The organism is Pseudorhizobium sp. NPDC055634, assembly GCF_053618655.1.
On sequence record NZ_JBSHHW010000002.1, the window covers coordinates 244280 to 260033 of the forward strand.

Annotated in this window: 17 protein-coding genes; 8 read left to right on the forward strand and 9 right to left on the reverse strand. The window is 63.9% G+C overall.

What is annotated here, in order from left to right; translation table 11 throughout:
• Positions 1 to 266: 266 nt before the first annotated feature.
• Positions 267 to 476 carry a cold-shock protein gene (locus ACWGPT_RS04255; RefSeq protein ID WP_077548527.1) on the reverse strand — a complete coding sequence of 70 codons (210 nt, stop codon included), beginning with the start codon at positions 474 to 476 and terminating at the stop codon, positions 267 to 269.
• Positions 477 to 907: 431 nt separating this feature from the next.
• Here ACWGPT_RS04255 and ACWGPT_RS04260 point away from each other — a divergent pair, with 431 nt between their 5' ends.
• Positions 908 to 1372 (forward strand): YbaK/EbsC family protein, encoded by a 465-nt coding sequence (locus ACWGPT_RS04260; RefSeq protein WP_452604335.1) that lies wholly within the window; start codon positions 908 to 910, stop codon positions 1370 to 1372.
• Positions 1373 to 1385: 13 nt separating this feature from the next.
• Here ACWGPT_RS04260 and ACWGPT_RS04265 read toward each other — a convergent pair whose 3' ends face one another.
• The 3 genes from ACWGPT_RS04265 to ACWGPT_RS04275 all read right to left on the reverse strand — a co-directional run bounded on the left by ACWGPT_RS04265 (position 1386) and on the right by ACWGPT_RS04275 (position 2384).
• Entirely contained in the window at positions 1386 to 1697 is a 312-nt protein-coding gene (locus ACWGPT_RS04265) for a hypothetical protein (RefSeq protein ID WP_452604336.1), read from the reverse strand.
• Between the two features lie 78 nt (positions 1698 to 1775).
• On the reverse strand, positions 1776 to 1994 hold the full coding sequence (locus ACWGPT_RS04270) for a hypothetical protein (RefSeq protein WP_452604337.1): 219 nt from the start codon (positions 1992 to 1994) through the stop codon (positions 1776 to 1778).
• Between the two features lie 192 nt (positions 1995 to 2186).
• Positions 2187 to 2384: a hypothetical protein gene (locus tag ACWGPT_RS04275; RefSeq protein ID WP_452604338.1), complete on the reverse strand. Its 198-nt coding sequence runs from the start codon at positions 2382 to 2384 to the stop codon at positions 2187 to 2189.
• A gap of 190 nt (positions 2385 to 2574) precedes the next feature.
• On the opposite strand from ACWGPT_RS04275, the gene ACWGPT_RS04280 reads away from it, so the two are divergent.
• The 3 genes from ACWGPT_RS04280 to dnaJ all read left to right on the forward strand — a co-directional run bounded on the left by ACWGPT_RS04280 (position 2575) and on the right by dnaJ (position 8236).
• A complete protein-coding gene (locus tag ACWGPT_RS04280; RefSeq protein ID WP_452604339.1) occupies positions 2575 to 4881 on the forward strand; it encodes a PBP1A family penicillin-binding protein in 2307 nt (768 codons plus the stop codon).
• Positions 4882 to 5098: 217 nt separating this feature from the next.
• Positions 5099 to 7006 carry a molecular chaperone DnaK gene (gene dnaK / locus ACWGPT_RS04285; RefSeq protein WP_452604340.1) on the forward strand — a complete coding sequence of 636 codons (1908 nt, stop codon included), beginning with the start codon at positions 5099 to 5101 and terminating at the stop codon, positions 7004 to 7006.
• Positions 7007 to 7096: 90 nt separating this feature from the next.
• Complete coding sequence (gene dnaJ, locus ACWGPT_RS04290; protein ID WP_452604341.1) at positions 7097 to 8236, forward strand: molecular chaperone DnaJ; 1140 nt, start codon at positions 7097 to 7099, stop codon at positions 8234 to 8236.
• Positions 8237 to 8324: 88 nt separating this feature from the next.
• Here the strand turns inward: dnaJ and ACWGPT_RS04295 are convergent, their stop codons facing one another.
• Entirely contained in the window at positions 8325 to 8534 is a 210-nt protein-coding gene (locus ACWGPT_RS04295; protein WP_452604342.1) for a SlyX family protein, read from the reverse strand.
• Positions 8535 to 8573: 39 nt separating this feature from the next.
• A complete protein-coding gene (locus tag ACWGPT_RS04300) occupies positions 8574 to 8840 on the reverse strand; it encodes a hypothetical protein (RefSeq protein ID WP_452604343.1) in 267 nt (88 codons plus the stop codon).
• 177 nt (positions 8841 to 9017) lie between these two features.
• On the opposite strand from ACWGPT_RS04300, the gene recF reads away from it, so the two are divergent.
• A complete protein-coding gene (gene recF / locus ACWGPT_RS04305; RefSeq protein WP_452604344.1) occupies positions 9018 to 10130 on the forward strand; it encodes a DNA replication/repair protein RecF in 1113 nt (370 codons plus the stop codon).
• Positions 10131 to 10172: 42 nt separating this feature from the next.
• Positions 10173 to 10940, forward strand: a complete 768-nt coding sequence (moeB, locus tag ACWGPT_RS04310; protein WP_452604345.1) for a molybdopterin-synthase adenylyltransferase MoeB — start codon at positions 10173 to 10175, stop codon at positions 10938 to 10940.
• Positions 10941 to 10970: 30 nt separating this feature from the next.
• Here moeB and ACWGPT_RS04315 read toward each other — a convergent pair whose 3' ends face one another.
• Positions 10971 to 11975, reverse strand: coding sequence for a 2-hydroxyacid dehydrogenase (locus tag ACWGPT_RS04315; RefSeq protein WP_452604346.1), 1005 nt, complete (start codon positions 11973 to 11975; stop codon positions 10971 to 10973).
• 174 nt (positions 11976 to 12149) lie between these two features.
• Between ACWGPT_RS04315 and ACWGPT_RS04320 the strand changes: the two genes are divergently transcribed.
• Positions 12150 to 12686, forward strand: a complete 537-nt coding sequence (locus ACWGPT_RS04320) for an SH3 domain-containing protein (RefSeq protein WP_452604347.1) — start codon at positions 12150 to 12152, stop codon at positions 12684 to 12686.
• On the opposite strand, the gene ACWGPT_RS04325 is transcribed toward ACWGPT_RS04320, so the two are convergent.
• Positions 12679 to 13689, reverse strand: a complete 1011-nt coding sequence (locus ACWGPT_RS04325; protein ID WP_452604348.1) for an adenosine kinase — start codon at positions 13687 to 13689, stop codon at positions 12679 to 12681. The two genes, ACWGPT_RS04320 and ACWGPT_RS04325, sit on opposite strands and share 8 nt — an antisense overlap.
• A 158-nt stretch (positions 13690 to 13847) precedes the next feature.
• Between ACWGPT_RS04325 and ACWGPT_RS04330 the strand changes: the two genes are divergently transcribed.
• A complete protein-coding gene (locus ACWGPT_RS04330) occupies positions 13848 to 14792 on the forward strand; it encodes an AEC family transporter (RefSeq protein ID WP_452604349.1) in 945 nt (314 codons plus the stop codon).
• An 83-nt stretch (positions 14793 to 14875) separates the two neighbouring features.
• Here the strand turns inward: ACWGPT_RS04330 and ACWGPT_RS04335 are convergent, their stop codons facing one another.
• The gene (locus ACWGPT_RS04335; RefSeq protein ID WP_452604350.1) at positions 14876 to 15691 is read right to left on the reverse strand and encodes a c-type cytochrome; all 816 of its coding nucleotides are present in this window, start codon (positions 15689 to 15691) and stop codon (positions 14876 to 14878) included.
• Positions 15692 to 15754: the final 63 nt, after the last annotated feature.

A 15754-nucleotide genomic window follows, 5' to 3' on the forward strand; every position in this document is an offset into this window, starting at 1 on the left:
CAGGAATCGGGACTGGCATTTCCGGCGCGTCCGCTTCGGCGCTTGTGTCCATGCGCGGCTCTGGCGATCATCATCGCGCGTGCTGGTTAACATTTCGTAAATGACGAGAATGAAGACCGGCAACGCGGTGGCGCGGTTTCCCGCATTTGCTCACTGCGCCGGAAATGCCGACGAGCCCGGATTTGGGCATTGATCGGCCTGTTTGCAATGGCAAAACAAAAAAGGCCGGACGGAGCCGGCCTTTTCCTCAAGAGCTCAAAGCCTTATCAGGCTGCCTGGAGCTGGTCAGCCGCGACCTTGCCGGAACGGCGGTCGGTAACCAGTTCGTAGGAAAGCTTCTGGCCGTCGTTGAGCGAGCTCATGCCGGCGCGCTCGACAGCGGAAATGTGGACGAAAACGTCGGCGCTGCCGTCATCCGGCTGGATGAAGCCATAGCCCTTGGTTGCGTTGAACCACTTTACAGTACCGGTAGCCATATCGTTGCCTTTCTAATGCAAATATCGGCGATGTTCCGGCCAGGCCGGAACGGGGAAGTTCGTATTTGCAGAAAGATCGTCGAGAGCACCGGGGCGCTTAGAGCAGGCTTATCAAACAAATAGCGACGCGAAGGAAATAGAAGCGGGACCCTATCCTGTCAAGAATGAGCGTCGAGCGACTACCCCCAGCAAAGCAGAAAACCCGGCGCGGGAGGAGGAGCGCCGGGTTTCCAAAACTGACCAGCAACTGGGAGGAGGAGGTGTTGCCGGTCCCATCGAAGAATGCTGGGAGGAGGAGTGCGTCCTTCGATGTTCTGACTATACACCGCCCCGCCACGGGGACCAGTTAATTTTTCGCAGTGCAGCATTGCGCTCTCTGCATAACCGGTTCCTCGCTTGCCACAAAGATGGCGAAAATCTATTCATTCGCCATGACCATAGACACAGTCCGCACATTCTTCTCCCTCCATGCGCCCGACATAGAGGTCCTCGTCACGGGCGAAAGCTCTGCCACCGTGGCGCTCGCAGCGTCCGCCCACCGGGTCGAGCCGGTCCAGATCGCAAAGACGATCGGGGTTCAGGCAGGGCCACGCGCAGTCCTTATCGTCATGGCGGGCACCTCGCGCCTCGACAACAGGAAGTTCCGCGATCACTTCGGCGCCAAGCCGCGTATGCTCGGTGGGGAAGACGTGACGGCGCTGACAGGCCATCCTGTCGGCGGCGTATGTCCTTTCGGGCTGGCCTTGGACATTCCCGTCTTCTGCGACGTATCGCTGCGGGCCTTGCCGGAAGTGATCCCGGCTGCCGGCGCAGCGAACTCAGCGGTTCGCATATCGCCGGAGCGGATGGCGGAACTGACCGGCGCCACTTGGGTGGACGTCTGCCAGACGGCCTGAGGTTACGGCACCGTCAGTAGTAGCGACGATACCAGGGACTGCGATTTTCCACCGACTGGGTCCCGACGAGATAGCCGATTGCGAAGCCGATGGCTCCTACGAGCGTGAACAGCGTCGTCGCGGTGGCGGGGTGCTCGCGAATGGCGCCGGCGACGGAACTTGCTTCCTCCTGCACGTAGGAGGCCGCATTTCCGGCGCGCTCCGCAAGGCGCTTCTTCAAGGTGGCGATTTCAGTCCTGAGGCCGGCGATCTCTTCGCCGATCCTGTCGTTCCGATCCCGATCGGCTTCGCCCATCGGATTTCCGCTTCCTACCGTATCGACCATGCAAGCCTCCATCGTTGATCGTGCGCCCGGTCAACTTGTGGCGTTGCGATAGGTTCCGTCAGGAGTGCAAGGGCATGCTCAGGCGTCCCGGCTTTCGGCAAGGATATGCGCGAGCGATTCCAGCTTCTCCTGTTCGCTCAGCCCCTTTTGCATCGAATGGACGAGAATCAGGGCAAGCGCCTCCCCGTCCGGGCTCGACTTGCTGATCTGGTGTTCGTCGCATGCCTGGTCGAAGACCTTCTGCAACATGCTCAGCTGGTCCGGCCCTACCGGATTGCGAACCGTTTGTGTCGGCACACCAACCTCCCCTGCCGTCGCGGCCATTTGGTGAATCTGCACCCCTCGTTTCCAAGGCGGATTGATTGCATAAACTTTGTCTTTATGAAGGCGAGCTTGCGCAGGGGTTGCAGGAAGCTGCCCGGGGCCACGTCAGCGAGCAGGAAGACGGGCGTCGCAAGGGACGCCCGTCCGCGTAGACAGGGGGCTCGATCAGGCTGCCCCCGCCGGGTCCCCGATCGGCAGAAGCGCCGGGTCGAGGTTCGGATCCTGGGGGTTTTTCGTGTCGCCCGGATCCTGGACCGGGGTCAGGGGTGGCTCACCCTGCGTCCTGTCCGGAATGCCCGGAGTCGAGGTCGGCCCACGGGGAGTTTCGGGCGACGGAGCAGGAATCGGATCTCTGTTCGGCATGGCACACTCCTCAGGTGATTCAGGAACGCAACGGAGCAATTGCCACATTGTTCCGCCTCGCCGGGAGAAGTCCGGGGATGTGTTCCGGTTAACGCCCCCTTAAATCGCCGCATTTAAAGTCCAGCGGATTGCGCGGGCGATGTGCAACCGCCGGTCGCGGCCGGCTGACGACGGGGGTGACCGACGCGACATGGCGGCGAAGCGGAAATCGGGACAAAGGGTCGAGCCATCCTTCGACGACGACGAGTATGTCGACTCGGACCTGCGGCTTGGCTCCGACGACCGGATTGGCGGCGGCGGCAACAGACGAGCCGCCTCCGCGCGCAAGACCACCCGTCGTGCTCCCCGCAAGACCAAGCGCAGCCGACAGTCCGGGGGACTTCTCGCGCCCCTTCGCAAGCTTTTCTACTGGTGCGTGGTTCTCGGCATATGGGTGGGCATCGCCGTGGGCGGGCTCGTGCTCTATTACGGCGCGCAGATGCCGGCTGCCAGCACCTGGGCCATTCCCGACCGGCCGCCCAACATCAAGATCGTTTCCACCGACGGCTCCGTGATCGCCAACCGTGGCGCGACGGGCGGCGAGGCACTGGCGCTCGAGGAAATGTCGCCCTTCATCCCGCAGGCGGTCATGGCGATAGAGGATCGCCGCTTCTACATGCACTTCGGGGTCGATCCGCTGGGGCTGACGCGGGCTTTCATCAACAACATCACGGGCCAGCCGATCCAGGGCGGCTCCACCATCACCCAGCAGCTCGCGAAGAACCTGTTCCTGTCGCCGGAGCGGACCTTCGAGCGCAAGATCCAGGAAGTGCTGCTCGCCTTCTGGCTGGAGCACAAGTTCAACAAGGACCAGATCCTTGCGATGTATCTCAACAGGGTCTTCTTCGGCTCGAACGCATACGGGGTCGAAGCCGCTTCCCGGCGGTATTTCAACAAGTCCGCCCGTGACGTCAACCTCGGCGAGGCCGCGCTCCTCGCGGGACTGCTGAAGGCGCCTTCCCGCCTGTCTCCGGCGCGCGACCCCGAGGCTGCCGAAGCGCGCGCCCAGGTCGTTCTCGGGGCGATGCTGGAAGAGGGTTACGTCACCGAGGACGAAATCAGGACGGCCATGTCCCAGCCGCCGACGAAGGCGCGCAGCTACTGGTCCGGCGCAGAACACTATGCCGCCGACATGGTCATGGACGAGGTCCGCAAGCTGCTGGGCGAAGTGACCCAGGACGTCGTGGTGGAGACGACCATCGACCTCTCGCTCGAGCGCAAGGCGGAGGAAGCCCTCACCCAGGTCCTCGAGGACGAGGGTGCCAAACTCAATGCCAGCCAGGCGGCGCTCGTATCGATGGACGCAACCGGCGCCATCCGGGCGCTTGTCGGCGGGAGGGACTACGCCGAGAGCCAGTTCAACCGCGCCGTCACCGCGAAGCGGCAGCCCGGATCCGCGTTCAAGCCGTTCGTCTATGCGGCGGCGCTCGAAGCCGGGATACGCCCCGATTCCATCCGCAACGACGCGCCGGTGCGGATCGGGAAATGGACACCTGAGAACTACGACCAGAAGTACCGCGGCGAGGTGACCGTCTCTTCCGCGCTTTCCCAGTCGCTTAACACCATCGCCGCCCAACTGGTGATGGAGGTCGGAGCGGACGAAGTGGTCAGTCTCGCCCATCGCATGGGGATCGAGCAGGAGATGCAGCCCAACGCTTCCATCGCGCTCGGAACCTCGGAAGTACCGCTCGTGGAGCTGACCGCCGCCTACGCGCCCTTCATGAACGGCGGCTACAAGGCGACGCCCCACATCGTGCGCCGCATCCTCGACACGGATGGCAACGTCCTTCACGAGAGCAGCTATGACAACCCGCCGCGGGTCCTCAGCGAAACCGTGGTCGCGACGATGAACAGCATGCTGACGCGCGTCATCCAGGAGGGGACGGGAAAGGCCGCGAGGCTGGACGGCTGGCAGGCGGCCGGCAAGACGGGCACGACCCAGTCCTTCCGCGACGCGATCTTTGTGGGTTACACCAGCATCATGACCACGGGGATCTGGTTCGGCAACGACGACGGTACCTCGATGAAGAAGGTGACGGGAGGAGGCCTGCCCGCGAAGGCGTGGAAGGACTACATGACCTCCGCCCATGCGGGCTACTCCCCCACGCCGCTCTTCGGCAGCCATGGCGGCTTTGCGCTGCCGCCGGCCACCGAACCGGAAAGGGAGCCGACGACGATCAGCGACATCATTTCAGGCGTCCTCCCCGGCCGGTCCTCGACAAGCGAATACCCCTCCGCACCCGCGGCGCCGCACGACGTCGCGGAACCGACGCCCCATGGCGAACCTCCCGTCCGCGATTACCGGGAATACCGGGGTCCCTATGACGACGCTCGGAATGCGCCGGGCGGCCGGGACGGCTATGCCGCCGGCCCCATTCCGCCCGGGGACGTCGGATATCCCAGCGAACCCGCACCGCGTCGGCAGACCACGCTCTACGACCTGATCATGGGCCAGTAGGGGGAGCCCGCCAGGCGCCCCCTGCCGACGTTCACATTTGCGTGTGTTTTTACTGGCTTCGACATGGCGGCCTGCCTTGCAGTCGAAAAATCCCCTCCTTATATACGCCGCATGACGCAGCGAATGCTGCCGGAATACACAAGACCATCCCATTCGAGGAACTGTCAGCGGAATGCCTACCCGGGGTTCAGACGGTTCGCTTAAAGGAGAGAGAAAAATGGCTAAAGTTATTGGCATCGACCTCGGCACGACGAACTCCTGCGTCGCCATCATGGACGGCAAGGACGCGAAGGTGATCGAGAACGCGGAAGGCGCCCGCACCACGCCTTCGATGGTCGCCTTCACCGATGACGGCGAACGCCTCGTCGGCCAGCCGGCAAAGCGCCAGGCCGTAACCAATCCCACCAATACGCTGTTTGCCGTCAAGCGCCTGATCGGCCGCCGTTACGACGACCCGACCGTCGAGAAGGACAAGGGCCTTGTTCCCTTCGAGATCACCAACGGCGACAACGGCGACGCCTGGGTAAAGGCCCAGGGCAAGTCCTATTCTCCGGCCCAGATCTCCGCCATGATCCTTCAGAAGATGAAGGAAACCGCCGAATCCTACCTCGGCGAGAAGGTCGAGAAGGCCGTCATCACCGTTCCCGCATACTTCAACGACGCCCAGCGCCAGGCAACCAAGGATGCCGGCCGGATCGCCGGCCTTGAAGTGCTGCGCATCATCAACGAGCCTACTGCTGCCGCGCTCGCCTACGGCCTCGACAAGAGGGACGGCAAGACGATCGCCGTCTACGACCTTGGCGGCGGTACCTTCGATATCTCCGTCCTGGAAATCGGCGATGGCGTCTTCGAGGTGAAGTCGACCAATGGCGACACCTTCCTCGGCGGTGAAGACTTCGACATGCGTCTCGTCGAATACCTGGCGGCCGAGTTCAAGAAGGACAACGGCATCGACCTGAAGAACGACAAGCTGGCCCTGCAGCGCCTGAAGGAAGCTGCAGAAAAGGCGAAGATCGAGCTGTCGTCCTCGCAGCAGACCGAGATCAACCTGCCGTTCATCACGGCTGACGCCTCCGGTCCGAAGCACCTGACGATGAAGCTGACGCGCGCCAAGTTCGAAAGCCTCGTCGACGACCTGATCCAGCGCACCGTCGCGCCCTGCAAGGCCGCTCTCAAGGATGCCGGCGTCACTGCAGGCGAGATCGACGAAGTCGTGCTCGTCGGCGGCATGAGCCGCATGCCGAAGGTCCAGGAAACCGTCAAGCAGCTGTTCGGCAAGGAGCCCCACAAGGGCGTCAACCCTGACGAAGTGGTCGCCATGGGTGCCGCCATCCAGGCCGGCGTCCTGCAGGGCGACGTCAAGGACGTGCTGCTGCTCGACGTGACGCCGCTCTCGCTCGGAATCGAGACGCTCGGCGGCGTGTTCACCCGCCTGATCGACCGCAACACGACGATCCCGACGAAGAAGTCCCAGGTCTTCTCGACCGCCGACGACAACCAGTCGGCCGTGACGATCCGGGTCAGCCAGGGCGAGCGTGAAATGGCGGCGGACAACAAGCTGCTCGGCCAGTTCGACCTCGTGGGCCTTCCCCCGGCACCGCGCGGCGTTCCGCAGATCGAGGTCACCTTCGATATCGACGCCAATGGCATCGTCCAGGTTTCGGCCAAGGACAAGGGTACCGGCAAGGAACAGCAGATCCGCATCCAGGCATCCGGCGGCCTCTCCGACGCCGACATCGAGAAGATGGTGAAGGACGCCGAGGCGCATGCCGAGGACGACAAGAAGCGCCGTGCCGGCGTCGAGGCGAAGAACCATGCCGAAAGCCTGGTTCATTCGACCGAGAAGTCGCTGCAGGAATTCGGCGACAAGGTCTCCGAAGCGGATCGCAAGTCCATCGAGGACGCCATCGCCGCGCTGAAGTCTGCCATCGAGGCTTCCGAGCCTGATGCCGACGACATCCAGGCGAAGACCCAGACGCTGATGGAAGTGTCGATGAAGCTTGGCCAGGCCATCTACGAGGCCCAGCAGGCCGAAGCTTCCGAAGGGACCGAGGGCGGCAAGAATGACGACGGTGTCGTCGATGCCGACTACGAGGAAATCAAGGACGACAAGAAGTCGGCCTGAGGCTCGCCCGTTGGCGACCTCATGAGATAGTCGACTAGAAACTCCGGCTGCCATCGTGCAGCCGGAATCCTTTCGGGAACCGTTACCTCCATGGCAAAAGCTGATTTTTACGAAACTTTGGGTGTCGGCCGGTCCGCTGACGAGAAGGAACTGAAGAGCGCCTTCCGCAAGCTTGCAATGAAGTATCACCCCGACAAGAACCCGGGCGATGCCGAGGCCGAGAAGAAGTTCAAGGAGATCAACGAGGCCTACGAGACCTTGAAGGATCCCCAGAAGCGCGCCGCCTACGACCGGTTCGGCCACGCGGCCTTCGAGGCCGGCGGCATGGGCTCCGGCGGCATGGGCGGGGGGTTCGGCGGAGCAGGCGCTGGCGGCTTCTCCGATATCTTCGAGGATATCTTCGGCGAGATGATGGGCGGCGGACGGGCGCGGCGCTCTTCCGGCGGCCGCGAGCGCGGCGCCGATCTCCGCTACAACATGGAAATCACGCTCGAGGAAGCGTTCAGCGGCAAGACCGCACAGATCCGCGTCCCCACGTCGATCACCTGCGACGTCTGCTCGGGCTCCGGCGCGAAGCCGGGCACGCAGCCGCAGACCTGCGGCACCTGCCACGGGTCCGGCCGGGTGCGCGCAAGCCAGGGGTTCTTTTCCGTGGAGCGGACCTGTCCGACCTGCCACGGCCGAGGCCAGACGATCTCCGATCCGTGCACCAAGTGCCACGGGCAGGGCCGCGTCTCGGAAGAGCGGTCGCTTTCCGTAAACATTCCCGCCGGTATCGAGGATGGCACCCGCATCCGCCTCCAGGGCGAGGGCGAGGCCGGGACGCGCGGCGGGCCGGCCGGCGACCTTTACATCTTCCTGTCGGTGAAACCGCACCAGTTCTTCCAGCGGGACGGCGCGGACCTGTTCTGCACCGTGCCGATCTCGATGACGACGGCGGCACTGGGCGGGACCTTCGATGTCGCGACGCTCGACGGGACAAAGTCGCGCGTCACGGTGCCGGAAGGCACGCAGCCGGGCAAGCAGTTCCGCCTCAAGGGCAAGGGCATGCCGGTATTGCGGTCTTCACAGACGGGCGATCTCTATATCCAGATCCAGATCGAAACCCCGCAGAAGCTCACCAAGCGCCAGCGGGAACTCCTGCAGGAGTTCGAGGAAATCTCGTCGAAGGACAACAATCCGGAATCCACCGGCTTCTTTGCCCGGATGAAGGAATTCTTCGAAGGCTGAGGCGAGAGTTCGCCTCCCGACTGCCATAAGTGCATCATCAGCGCCGCGACGGGCACGACAGCCCATCGCGACGCTGATGCTTTTTCTCTCAGTAGTGCGGCGGCCTGGTGATCGCGGGAGCGTCGACGGAGGCTTCCTCGAGAACCAGGAAACGCTCGGTCAGCCTGTCGAGCTTCGCCCGGGTCTGCTCGAGAACCTTCCACTGCTCGGCGAGCTGTTCGGAAAGCTCCTCTATCGTCTTTGCCTGATGGGCAACCGTCTCTTCCAGCCTTACGACCCGTTCGTCATCGTCGACCACGGTACTGCACTCCTCAATTGCCCGAAGGGACGGCAAGCTTCAAAGCTCGCGCTTCCGCTTGTAGGGCATCAGCATGATAGCCGATGCAGTTACCGCACCGCCGAAGGTCAGCGCAAGCGGAGCGGCGATCATCACGAAGGACAGGACCGGTGTCCGCGACCGGCCGATACGGCTTCCTAGGCCATATAGGTCGAACCAGTAGAGCGCAAAGGCGACCCCGATGCCGAGCAGTGCTCCGAAGATCGCGTTGACGGCGAGGAACTTCAGCATATCGATATGGTCGCGGCGAGCTTCGTCGGTTGTCATCTGATCTTTCGGTAGGGGCATGACGGCCTCCCAGGCGACGGGGGAGCACAATAGCAGGCTCCTTCTCTGGTCGCGCGCGACGAACCGTCCTATGCGACGATTGGTTCCAAGGCCGCGAACTTTGCTTGCCTTCGCCCCCCAGAAGTCTTAGCTCCTGCCTATCAGGCACGGATGCCCATGGCCCAGAAAGCATTTCTTTCCCGTCTCAAGCTCACCGACTTCCGGAATTATTCCGAAGCGGGCATTTCGCTGGACAGCCGGCATGTCGTGCTCACCGGCGACAACGGCGCCGGCAAGACGAACCTCCTGGAAGCCGTCTCCTTTCTCTCGCCGGGGCGCGGCCTTCGTCGCGCAACGCTGACCGATGTCACACGGGTGGGGGCGAGCGGCGGCTTCTCCATCTTCGTCGACCTGGAGGGGATGGAAGGCGAGGTGTCGCTCGGGACCGGGATCGACGCTGTTGGCGAACCGGTCAGCCGGAAATTGCGGATCAACGGCACTCCTGCGAAATCGACGGAGGAATTGTCCGACCACCTGAGCGTGATCTGGCTCACACCCTCGATGGACGGGCTCTTCACCGGACCGGCCTCGGATCGCCGCCGCTTCCTCGACCGGCTGGTTCTCTCGATCGATCCGGCTCACGGCCGGCGTGCTAGCGACTACGAGAAGGCGATGCGCAGTCGCAACCGCCTCCTGTCGGAAGGACGCTACGACCCTGCCTGGGTCTCGGCGGTCGAGGCCCAGATGGCCGGGCTGGGTGTCGCCATGGCGGCGGCCCGCCAGGAGATGCTGGGTCTGCTCAGCAGTCTCACCAACGAGACGCCGTTTCCCTCGCCGGAGCTTCAGCTGGAAGGCTTCATGGACGATGCAACGGACCAGCCGGCAGCGGAACTGGAAGAGCGTTACCTGGAATTGCTTGCGGACGGCCGGCATCGCGACGCTGCTGCCGGACGCACCCTTGTCGGTCCGCACCGGAGCGACCTCCTGGTCCGCCACCGCGAGAAGGCCATGGATGCCGGGCGATGCTCCACCGGCGAGCAGAAGGCCCTGCTGATCGGCCTCATCCTGGCCCATGCACGACTGACGGCGAATATGACGGGTTTCGCCCCGGTCCTGCTGCTCGACGAGATCGCCGCGCATCTCGACGAGGGCCGGCGGACAGTTCTGTTCGATCTCGTGGACGCACTGGGAGGCCAATCCTTCATGACCGGGACGGACCGGTCGATGTTCTCCGCGCTCGCGGACCGGGCGCAGTTCCTCAGCGTCGAGGGCGGCAGCATCCGCGGCTGATCCTTGCTTTTCCACCTCATCCAAGGCTGCTAGATTGCCGGCATGGAACTGACGCCTGAAGAGATCGAGCGCTATCGACGCCATATCCTGCTTCCGGAGATCGGCGGCCAGGGGCAGCGACGCCTGAAGAACGCGAAGGTTCTGGTCGTCGGAGCAGGCGGCCTGGGTGCCCCTGCCCTTCTCTACCTCGCCGCAGCCGGCGTCGGCACTATCGGCATCATCGACGACGATGTCGTCTCGCTTTCGAACCTCCAGCGCCAGGTCATCCACGACACGGGCACGATCGGCGAGATGAAGACGCAGAGCGCGAGGGCAGCGCTGGCCCAGCTCAACCCGATGATCCGCGTGCTCTCCTACGAGGAGCGATTTTCGGCACGATGGGCATCGAAGCATCTGCCGCTCTTCGACGTCCTCGTGGACGGATCGGACAATTTCGATACCCGCTACGCCTGCGCGGATGCGGCACTTGCGGCGCGCATTCCCCTGGTCACCGGCGCGGTGGGACGTTTCGACGGTTCACTTACGGTCCTTAAGCCCTATGAAGCAGCGCCGGACGGCGCCCAGAACCCCAGCTACCGCGATCTCTTTCCGGAAAAGCCTCCGCAGGACCTGATCCCGGCCTGTGCGGAAACCGGCATCATCGGAGCGCTGACTGGCGTGATCGGCGCCCTCATGGCCATGGAAACCATCAAGGTCGTCACCGGCGTCGGCGAGCCCCTGATCGGACGCCTCCTCCTCTACGACGCACTCACCGCAAAGTTCGATACCATACGATACAAACGGCGTTCCGCGCCGGCTGCGGCCGAATGAACGGGACGGTTGCCGCTCCGGCGGTCCTCGTCAGTTGCGGCCGGGAAGCACTCGGTTCGGCGGCCTGTGGCCGTCGAAGAAGGTGCGGATGTTGATGATCACCTTGTCGCCCATGTCGATCCGGCCCTCGATCGTCGCCGACCCCATGTGGGGCAGCAGCACGGCGCGCCCCTCGTTTGCGAGCTTCACCAGCTTCGGGTTCACCATGGGCTCGTTCTCGTAGACATCGAGCCCGGCTCCGGCAATCTTGCCGTCGCGCAGCAGCTGGATCATCGCGGCCTCGTCGATGATGTCGCCGCGGGCGGTATTCACGATAAGGCTCGTCGGCTGCAGCAGGGCGAGGCGCCGGGCGGACAGGAGGTGGAAGGTCGCCGGAGTGGACGGGCAGTTGACCGAGACGATATCGACGCGCGCCAGCATCTGATCGAGGCTGTCCCAATAGGTTGCCTCAAGCTCCTCTTCCGTCGCGGGGTGAACCCGCTTGCGGTTATGATAGTGGATCGACAGCCCGAAGGCCTTGGCCCGGCGCGCGACCGCGGTACCGATCCGGCCCATGCCGACGATACCGATGCGCTTGCCCCAGATGCGGCGTCCAAGCATCCAGGTGGGTGACCAACCGGCCCAGTCGCCGGGGCGATCCGTCAGTATGCGGGCGCCCTCCGGCAGCCGGCGTGACACGGCGAGGATGAGCGCCATGGTCATGTCGGCCGTGTCTTCGGTAAGGACGTTCGGCGTGTTGGTGACGGTGATGCCCTTGCGCGCAGCCGCGTCGATGTCGATGTGGTCGGTGCCGTTGGAGAAGCTGGCGATCAGCCTGAGGTCGGGCCCCGCCTCGTTGATGAGCGCCTCGTCTATCCTGTCCGTCACCGTGGGCACGAGGACGTCAGCCGTCTTCATCGCGGCGGCGAGCTGCTCCCGGGTGCGCGGCGCGTCGTCGACATTCAGCTCGGCATCGAACAACTCGCGCATGCGGGTCTCGACGGCGTCCGGCAGCTTGCGCGTTATGTAGACCTTGGGTTTCTTCTTCGCTGTCATGGGCGTCGTATTCAGAGGTCCTTAACCAAGTCGCGCGATAGTCTACGCACAGAGGGCGTTTCTACCAGACCCGTCGGCGAAGACAAACAAAACCTCGCAGGAGCAGGGTTGCCGAGGTCGCCCGGAAGCTTGCGGCCGGCCGCGCAGGCGCCGCACCGTCTCGAGAGAACCCGCATGCGCAGCGTCATACTTTCCACACTGCTGGCAGTCTTCATCGGAGCGCTTCCGGCGCTTCATGCGTTTCCGTCCTTCGCACAGGGAACCAAGGGCGCGAGCGGGCTGCCCCTGCCTCGGTTCGTCAGCCTGAAATCCAAGCGCGTGAACATCCGGATCGGGCCGAGCACCGACTACGCCGTCGCCTGGATGTACATGAAATCGGGTACGCCGATGGAGATCATCCAGGAATACGACAACTGGCGCCGCGTCCGGGATGCCGACGGCACAGAGGGGTGGGTGAACCAGGCGCTTTTGTCGGGTGAGCGGACGGCCGTCGCGGCACCCTGGATGCGCGGCAAGGAGGATGACGTCTTCGTCAACATGCGCCGCGACCCCCAGTCCTCGGCCTCCGTCGTCGCAAAGCTCCAGCCCGGCGTGGTAATCTCCATCGACGAGTGCAACGGCGACTGGTGTCATGCGTCGGTCAACGGCACCGAAGGCTGGGTCAACCAAGCGGAGATCTGGGGAGCCTATCCGGGAGAAGCGTTCAGGTAACCGCTTCCGCCTCGATCAGGCCCTCGCGGATGGCCGCCTCGCGCAAAGAACCCATGGGACGCGGCCCGATCTGCGCGATAACGATCGCCGCCGACAGGCAACCCAGCCTGCCGCAATCAAGAAGCGACCGGCCTTGCGTATATCCGTAGAGGAAGCCGGCCGCGAAGAGATCGCCGGCACCGGTCGTATCCACTACCTCGTCCACCGCGAAGGCATCGATCTTCAAGCGCTCTTCGCCCCGGACGATGATGGCGCCCTCTTCGCTGAGGGTAACGGCGGCAAGACTGCAATCCGCCGCGATCCGATCCAGCGCCAGTTGGAAATCGTCCGTCTCATAGAGCGACAGGACCTCCTGCCTGTTGGCGAAGACGATATCGACGGTTCCCGAGCGCATGAGGTCCAGGAATTCCGAGCGGTAACGGTCGACGCAGAAGGGGTCCGACAGGGTCATCGAGACTTCCCGCCCGTTCTCGTGCGCGATCCGGGCGCATTCGAGGATTGCCTCCTTGGCGCGCGGCGGATCCCAAAGATAGCCTTCGAAATAGGTGACGGCGGACTGGGCGACGATGGCTGGCTCGACGTCGCCTGGGCCGAATTCAACGCATGCGCCGAGATAGGTGTTCATCGACCTTTCGCCGTCCGGGGTGACGAAGATCATCGAGCGGGCCGTCGGCGGAAAGGTCCCCTGCGGTTCGGTGGCGTAATGCACGCCCTGCGCGCGGATGTCGTGCTGGAAGATGTTTCCCAGCTGGTCCTCGGCGACCTTTCCGAAATAGGCCGCCCTGCCACCCATGCCGGCGACGCCCGCCGCCGTGTTGCCGGCCGAGCCTCCGGAGGCCTCCACCGCCGGCCCCATCCTCGAATAGAGGAGTTCGGCGCGTTCGGCGTCGATCAGGTTCATGGCGCCCTTGATGATCGCGTTGTCGGCAAGAAACTGGTCGTCACATCGGGCGATGATATCTACTATCGCGTTTCCAACCGTCAAAACATCAAACTGCGGCATGCTGCCAAACCTTTCCTGTCAGTTCGTCGCCATCCTTTTTGCACATGCGAAGGAAAAACCCCATAGCCCGCCGCCGATTCCTGTTCTGGATTAAGGCTTTTCGGCCATGATCGACGCATCACATACTTCAGCCCATACTTCCCCGGAAAGACCGCAAGTTGTCATCAGTCCTCATAAACGTCGCCCCCGTATTCCTCCTCATCCTCATCGGCTGGATCGTCGCCCGGACAAAAATCCTCAATGAGGCGACGGGCGACGCGCTTGGAGAATTCGTCTTCAAGATCGCGGTTCCGATGCTGATCTTCAGCACGCTCGCGAATGCGCATTTCGACGGCGTCTCGCCGTTTCGGCTGTGGGCAGCCTATTTCGCCGGGGTAGCGGTCACCTGGACCGCCGGCCACCTGATCGCCAAGCACGTCTTCGGGCGAGACGACAAGATCGGGGTGATCGCCGGAATGTCGGCAGCATTCGCGAACAACGTCTTCATCGGCCTGCCGCTCGTGGGGCGATCAGTCGGCGAGGAAGGGCTGGTGGCTCTTTCCATCCTTCTTGCCATCCACCTGCCGCTGATGATGATCGTCGGAACGATCCTGATGGAACGCGCCGGGGTCATCGTCGATGGCGGCACCGGACGCGGCCTGAAGGCCATCCTCGGGCAGGTCGGCTTCAACCTCGTCCGCAATCCGCTGGTCATCGCGCTTGCCGCGGGGCTCGCCTTCAGCCTCTCCGGCCTGACGATGACGCCGGTCATCGCAACCGTCGTGACCCAGCTTTCGAATGCTGCGGGCCCCGCCGCACTGATCTCGATCGGAATGGCACTCACGCGCTACCCGGTCCGCGGCAATATCGGGCTGACGAGCGGGATCGCCGCGCTGAAGCTGCTTCTCCTGCCCGCCGCCGTGTTCCTGATGAGCAAGCTTCTGGGGCTGAGCCCCGCATGGGCCGCCGCGCTCGTGCTGACCTCGTCGGTGCCGACCGGCATCAATGCCTGGCTGATCGCGCAACGCTTCCGTGCCGGGCAGAACATAGCCGCATCGACCATCAGCGTGACCACCGCCCTCGGCATCGTTTCGGTCAGTTTCTGGGCCTGGCTTCTGTCTTAGGCGGAGAGCGTTCGGGTCGCTGAAGGCCCGCAACGAAAAAGCCCGGCACAGGGGCCGGGCTTCAAAATCGCTTGTCGGCGACCTCAGTTGGTGGTGGTCGGCGCCGTCTGCTGATCGGCAGCGGCCGGCTCATCGGCTGCGGGAGCGGTCGACGCTTCGGCGGCAGGTGCGGCACCTTCAGCGGCGGGAGCTTCGGCAACCGGCTCTGCCGGGGTTTCGCCGGCAGCAGGAGCAGCGGCCTCACCTTCTGCTGCAGCGGGAGCGTCCGTTGCCGGAGCGGCTTCTGCGGCGGGGGCCGCACCTTCGGCAGCCGGAGCGGCAGCTTCGCCCTCTGCGGGCGCGGCTTCGGCCTGGGCTTCCGGCAGCGGCGCCGGGCTGTCAGAGAGCGAACGCAGGTAGGCAATGACGTTGGCGCGCTCGTCGTCCTTCTTCAGGCCTGCAAAGCCCATGGCGGTGCCGGGAACGTGCTGCTTCGGCGCCAGCAGGAAGCCGTTCAGGTGCTCATAGTCCCAGACGACAGAACCGCCCTGCGAGAAATCCTTCATTGCCGCCGAGTAGCTGAAGCCCTCATGCGATGCGATCGGCCGGTTTACGGTGCCCCACAGGTTCGGGCCAACCTTGTTGGCGCCGCCCTGCTCGGCGGTGTGACAGCTCGCACACTTCTTGAACGATGCCTGGCCGGCGGCCGCGTCGGCAGTCGCGAGAAGCGTTGCGATCGGCACGGCTGCCTCTTCCTCGGCGCCACCAGCTTCTCCACCCGTCTCCGCCGCGACAATGGCGAAGCCTGCCTGTTCCGGCGCTTCCGAGTGCCAGATACCCTCAGACGCGATCGAAACCGTCATCATCACGAAAACGGTGGCAAGAAGCGCTCCTACCGCCATGTTCACGTACGAGTTCATATGCAAACGCTCCCCTGCAACCGCCGGAGTAAAGGCGGGCCATCTTGAAATCGCGCGGAACCT

Excerpts from the sequence above, each read along its gene's own strand:
- ACWGPT_RS04255 (WP_077548527.1), bottom strand. The coding sequence starts at position 476 with ATGGCTACCGGTACTGTAAAGTGGTTCAACGCAACCAAGGGCTATGGC.
- ACWGPT_RS04260 (WP_452604335.1), top strand. The coding sequence starts at position 908 with ATGACCATAGACACAGTCCGCACATTCTTCTCCCTCCATGCGCCCGAC.
- ACWGPT_RS04265 (WP_452604336.1), bottom strand. The coding sequence starts at position 1,697 with ATGGTCGATACGGTAGGAAGCGGAAATCCGATGGGCGAAGCCGATCGG.
- ACWGPT_RS04275 (WP_452604338.1), bottom strand. The coding sequence starts at position 2,384 with ATGCCGAACAGAGATCCGATTCCTGCTCCGTCGCCCGAAACTCCCCGT.
- ACWGPT_RS04280 (WP_452604339.1), top strand. The coding sequence starts at position 2,575 with ATGGCGGCGAAGCGGAAATCGGGACAAAGGGTCGAGCCATCCTTCGAC.
- dnaK (WP_452604340.1), top strand. The coding sequence starts at position 5,099 with ATGGCTAAAGTTATTGGCATCGACCTCGGCACGACGAACTCCTGCGTC.
- dnaJ (WP_452604341.1), top strand. The coding sequence starts at position 7,097 with ATGGCAAAAGCTGATTTTTACGAAACTTTGGGTGTCGGCCGGTCCGCT.
- ACWGPT_RS04300 (WP_452604343.1), bottom strand. The coding sequence starts at position 8,840 with ATGACAACCGACGAAGCTCGCCGCGACCATATCGATATGCTGAAGTTC.
- recF (WP_452604344.1), top strand. The coding sequence starts at position 9,018 with ATGGCCCAGAAAGCATTTCTTTCCCGTCTCAAGCTCACCGACTTCCGG.
- moeB (WP_452604345.1), top strand. The coding sequence starts at position 10,173 with ATGGAACTGACGCCTGAAGAGATCGAGCGCTATCGACGCCATATCCTG.
- ACWGPT_RS04315 (WP_452604346.1), bottom strand. The coding sequence starts at position 11,975 with ATGACAGCGAAGAAGAAACCCAAGGTCTACATAACGCGCAAGCTGCCG.
- ACWGPT_RS04320 (WP_452604347.1), top strand. The coding sequence starts at position 12,150 with ATGCGCAGCGTCATACTTTCCACACTGCTGGCAGTCTTCATCGGAGCG.
- ACWGPT_RS04325 (WP_452604348.1), bottom strand. The coding sequence starts at position 13,689 with ATGCCGCAGTTTGATGTTTTGACGGTTGGAAACGCGATAGTAGATATC.
- ACWGPT_RS04335 (WP_452604350.1), bottom strand. The coding sequence starts at position 15,691 with ATGAACTCGTACGTGAACATGGCGGTAGGAGCGCTTCTTGCCACCGTT.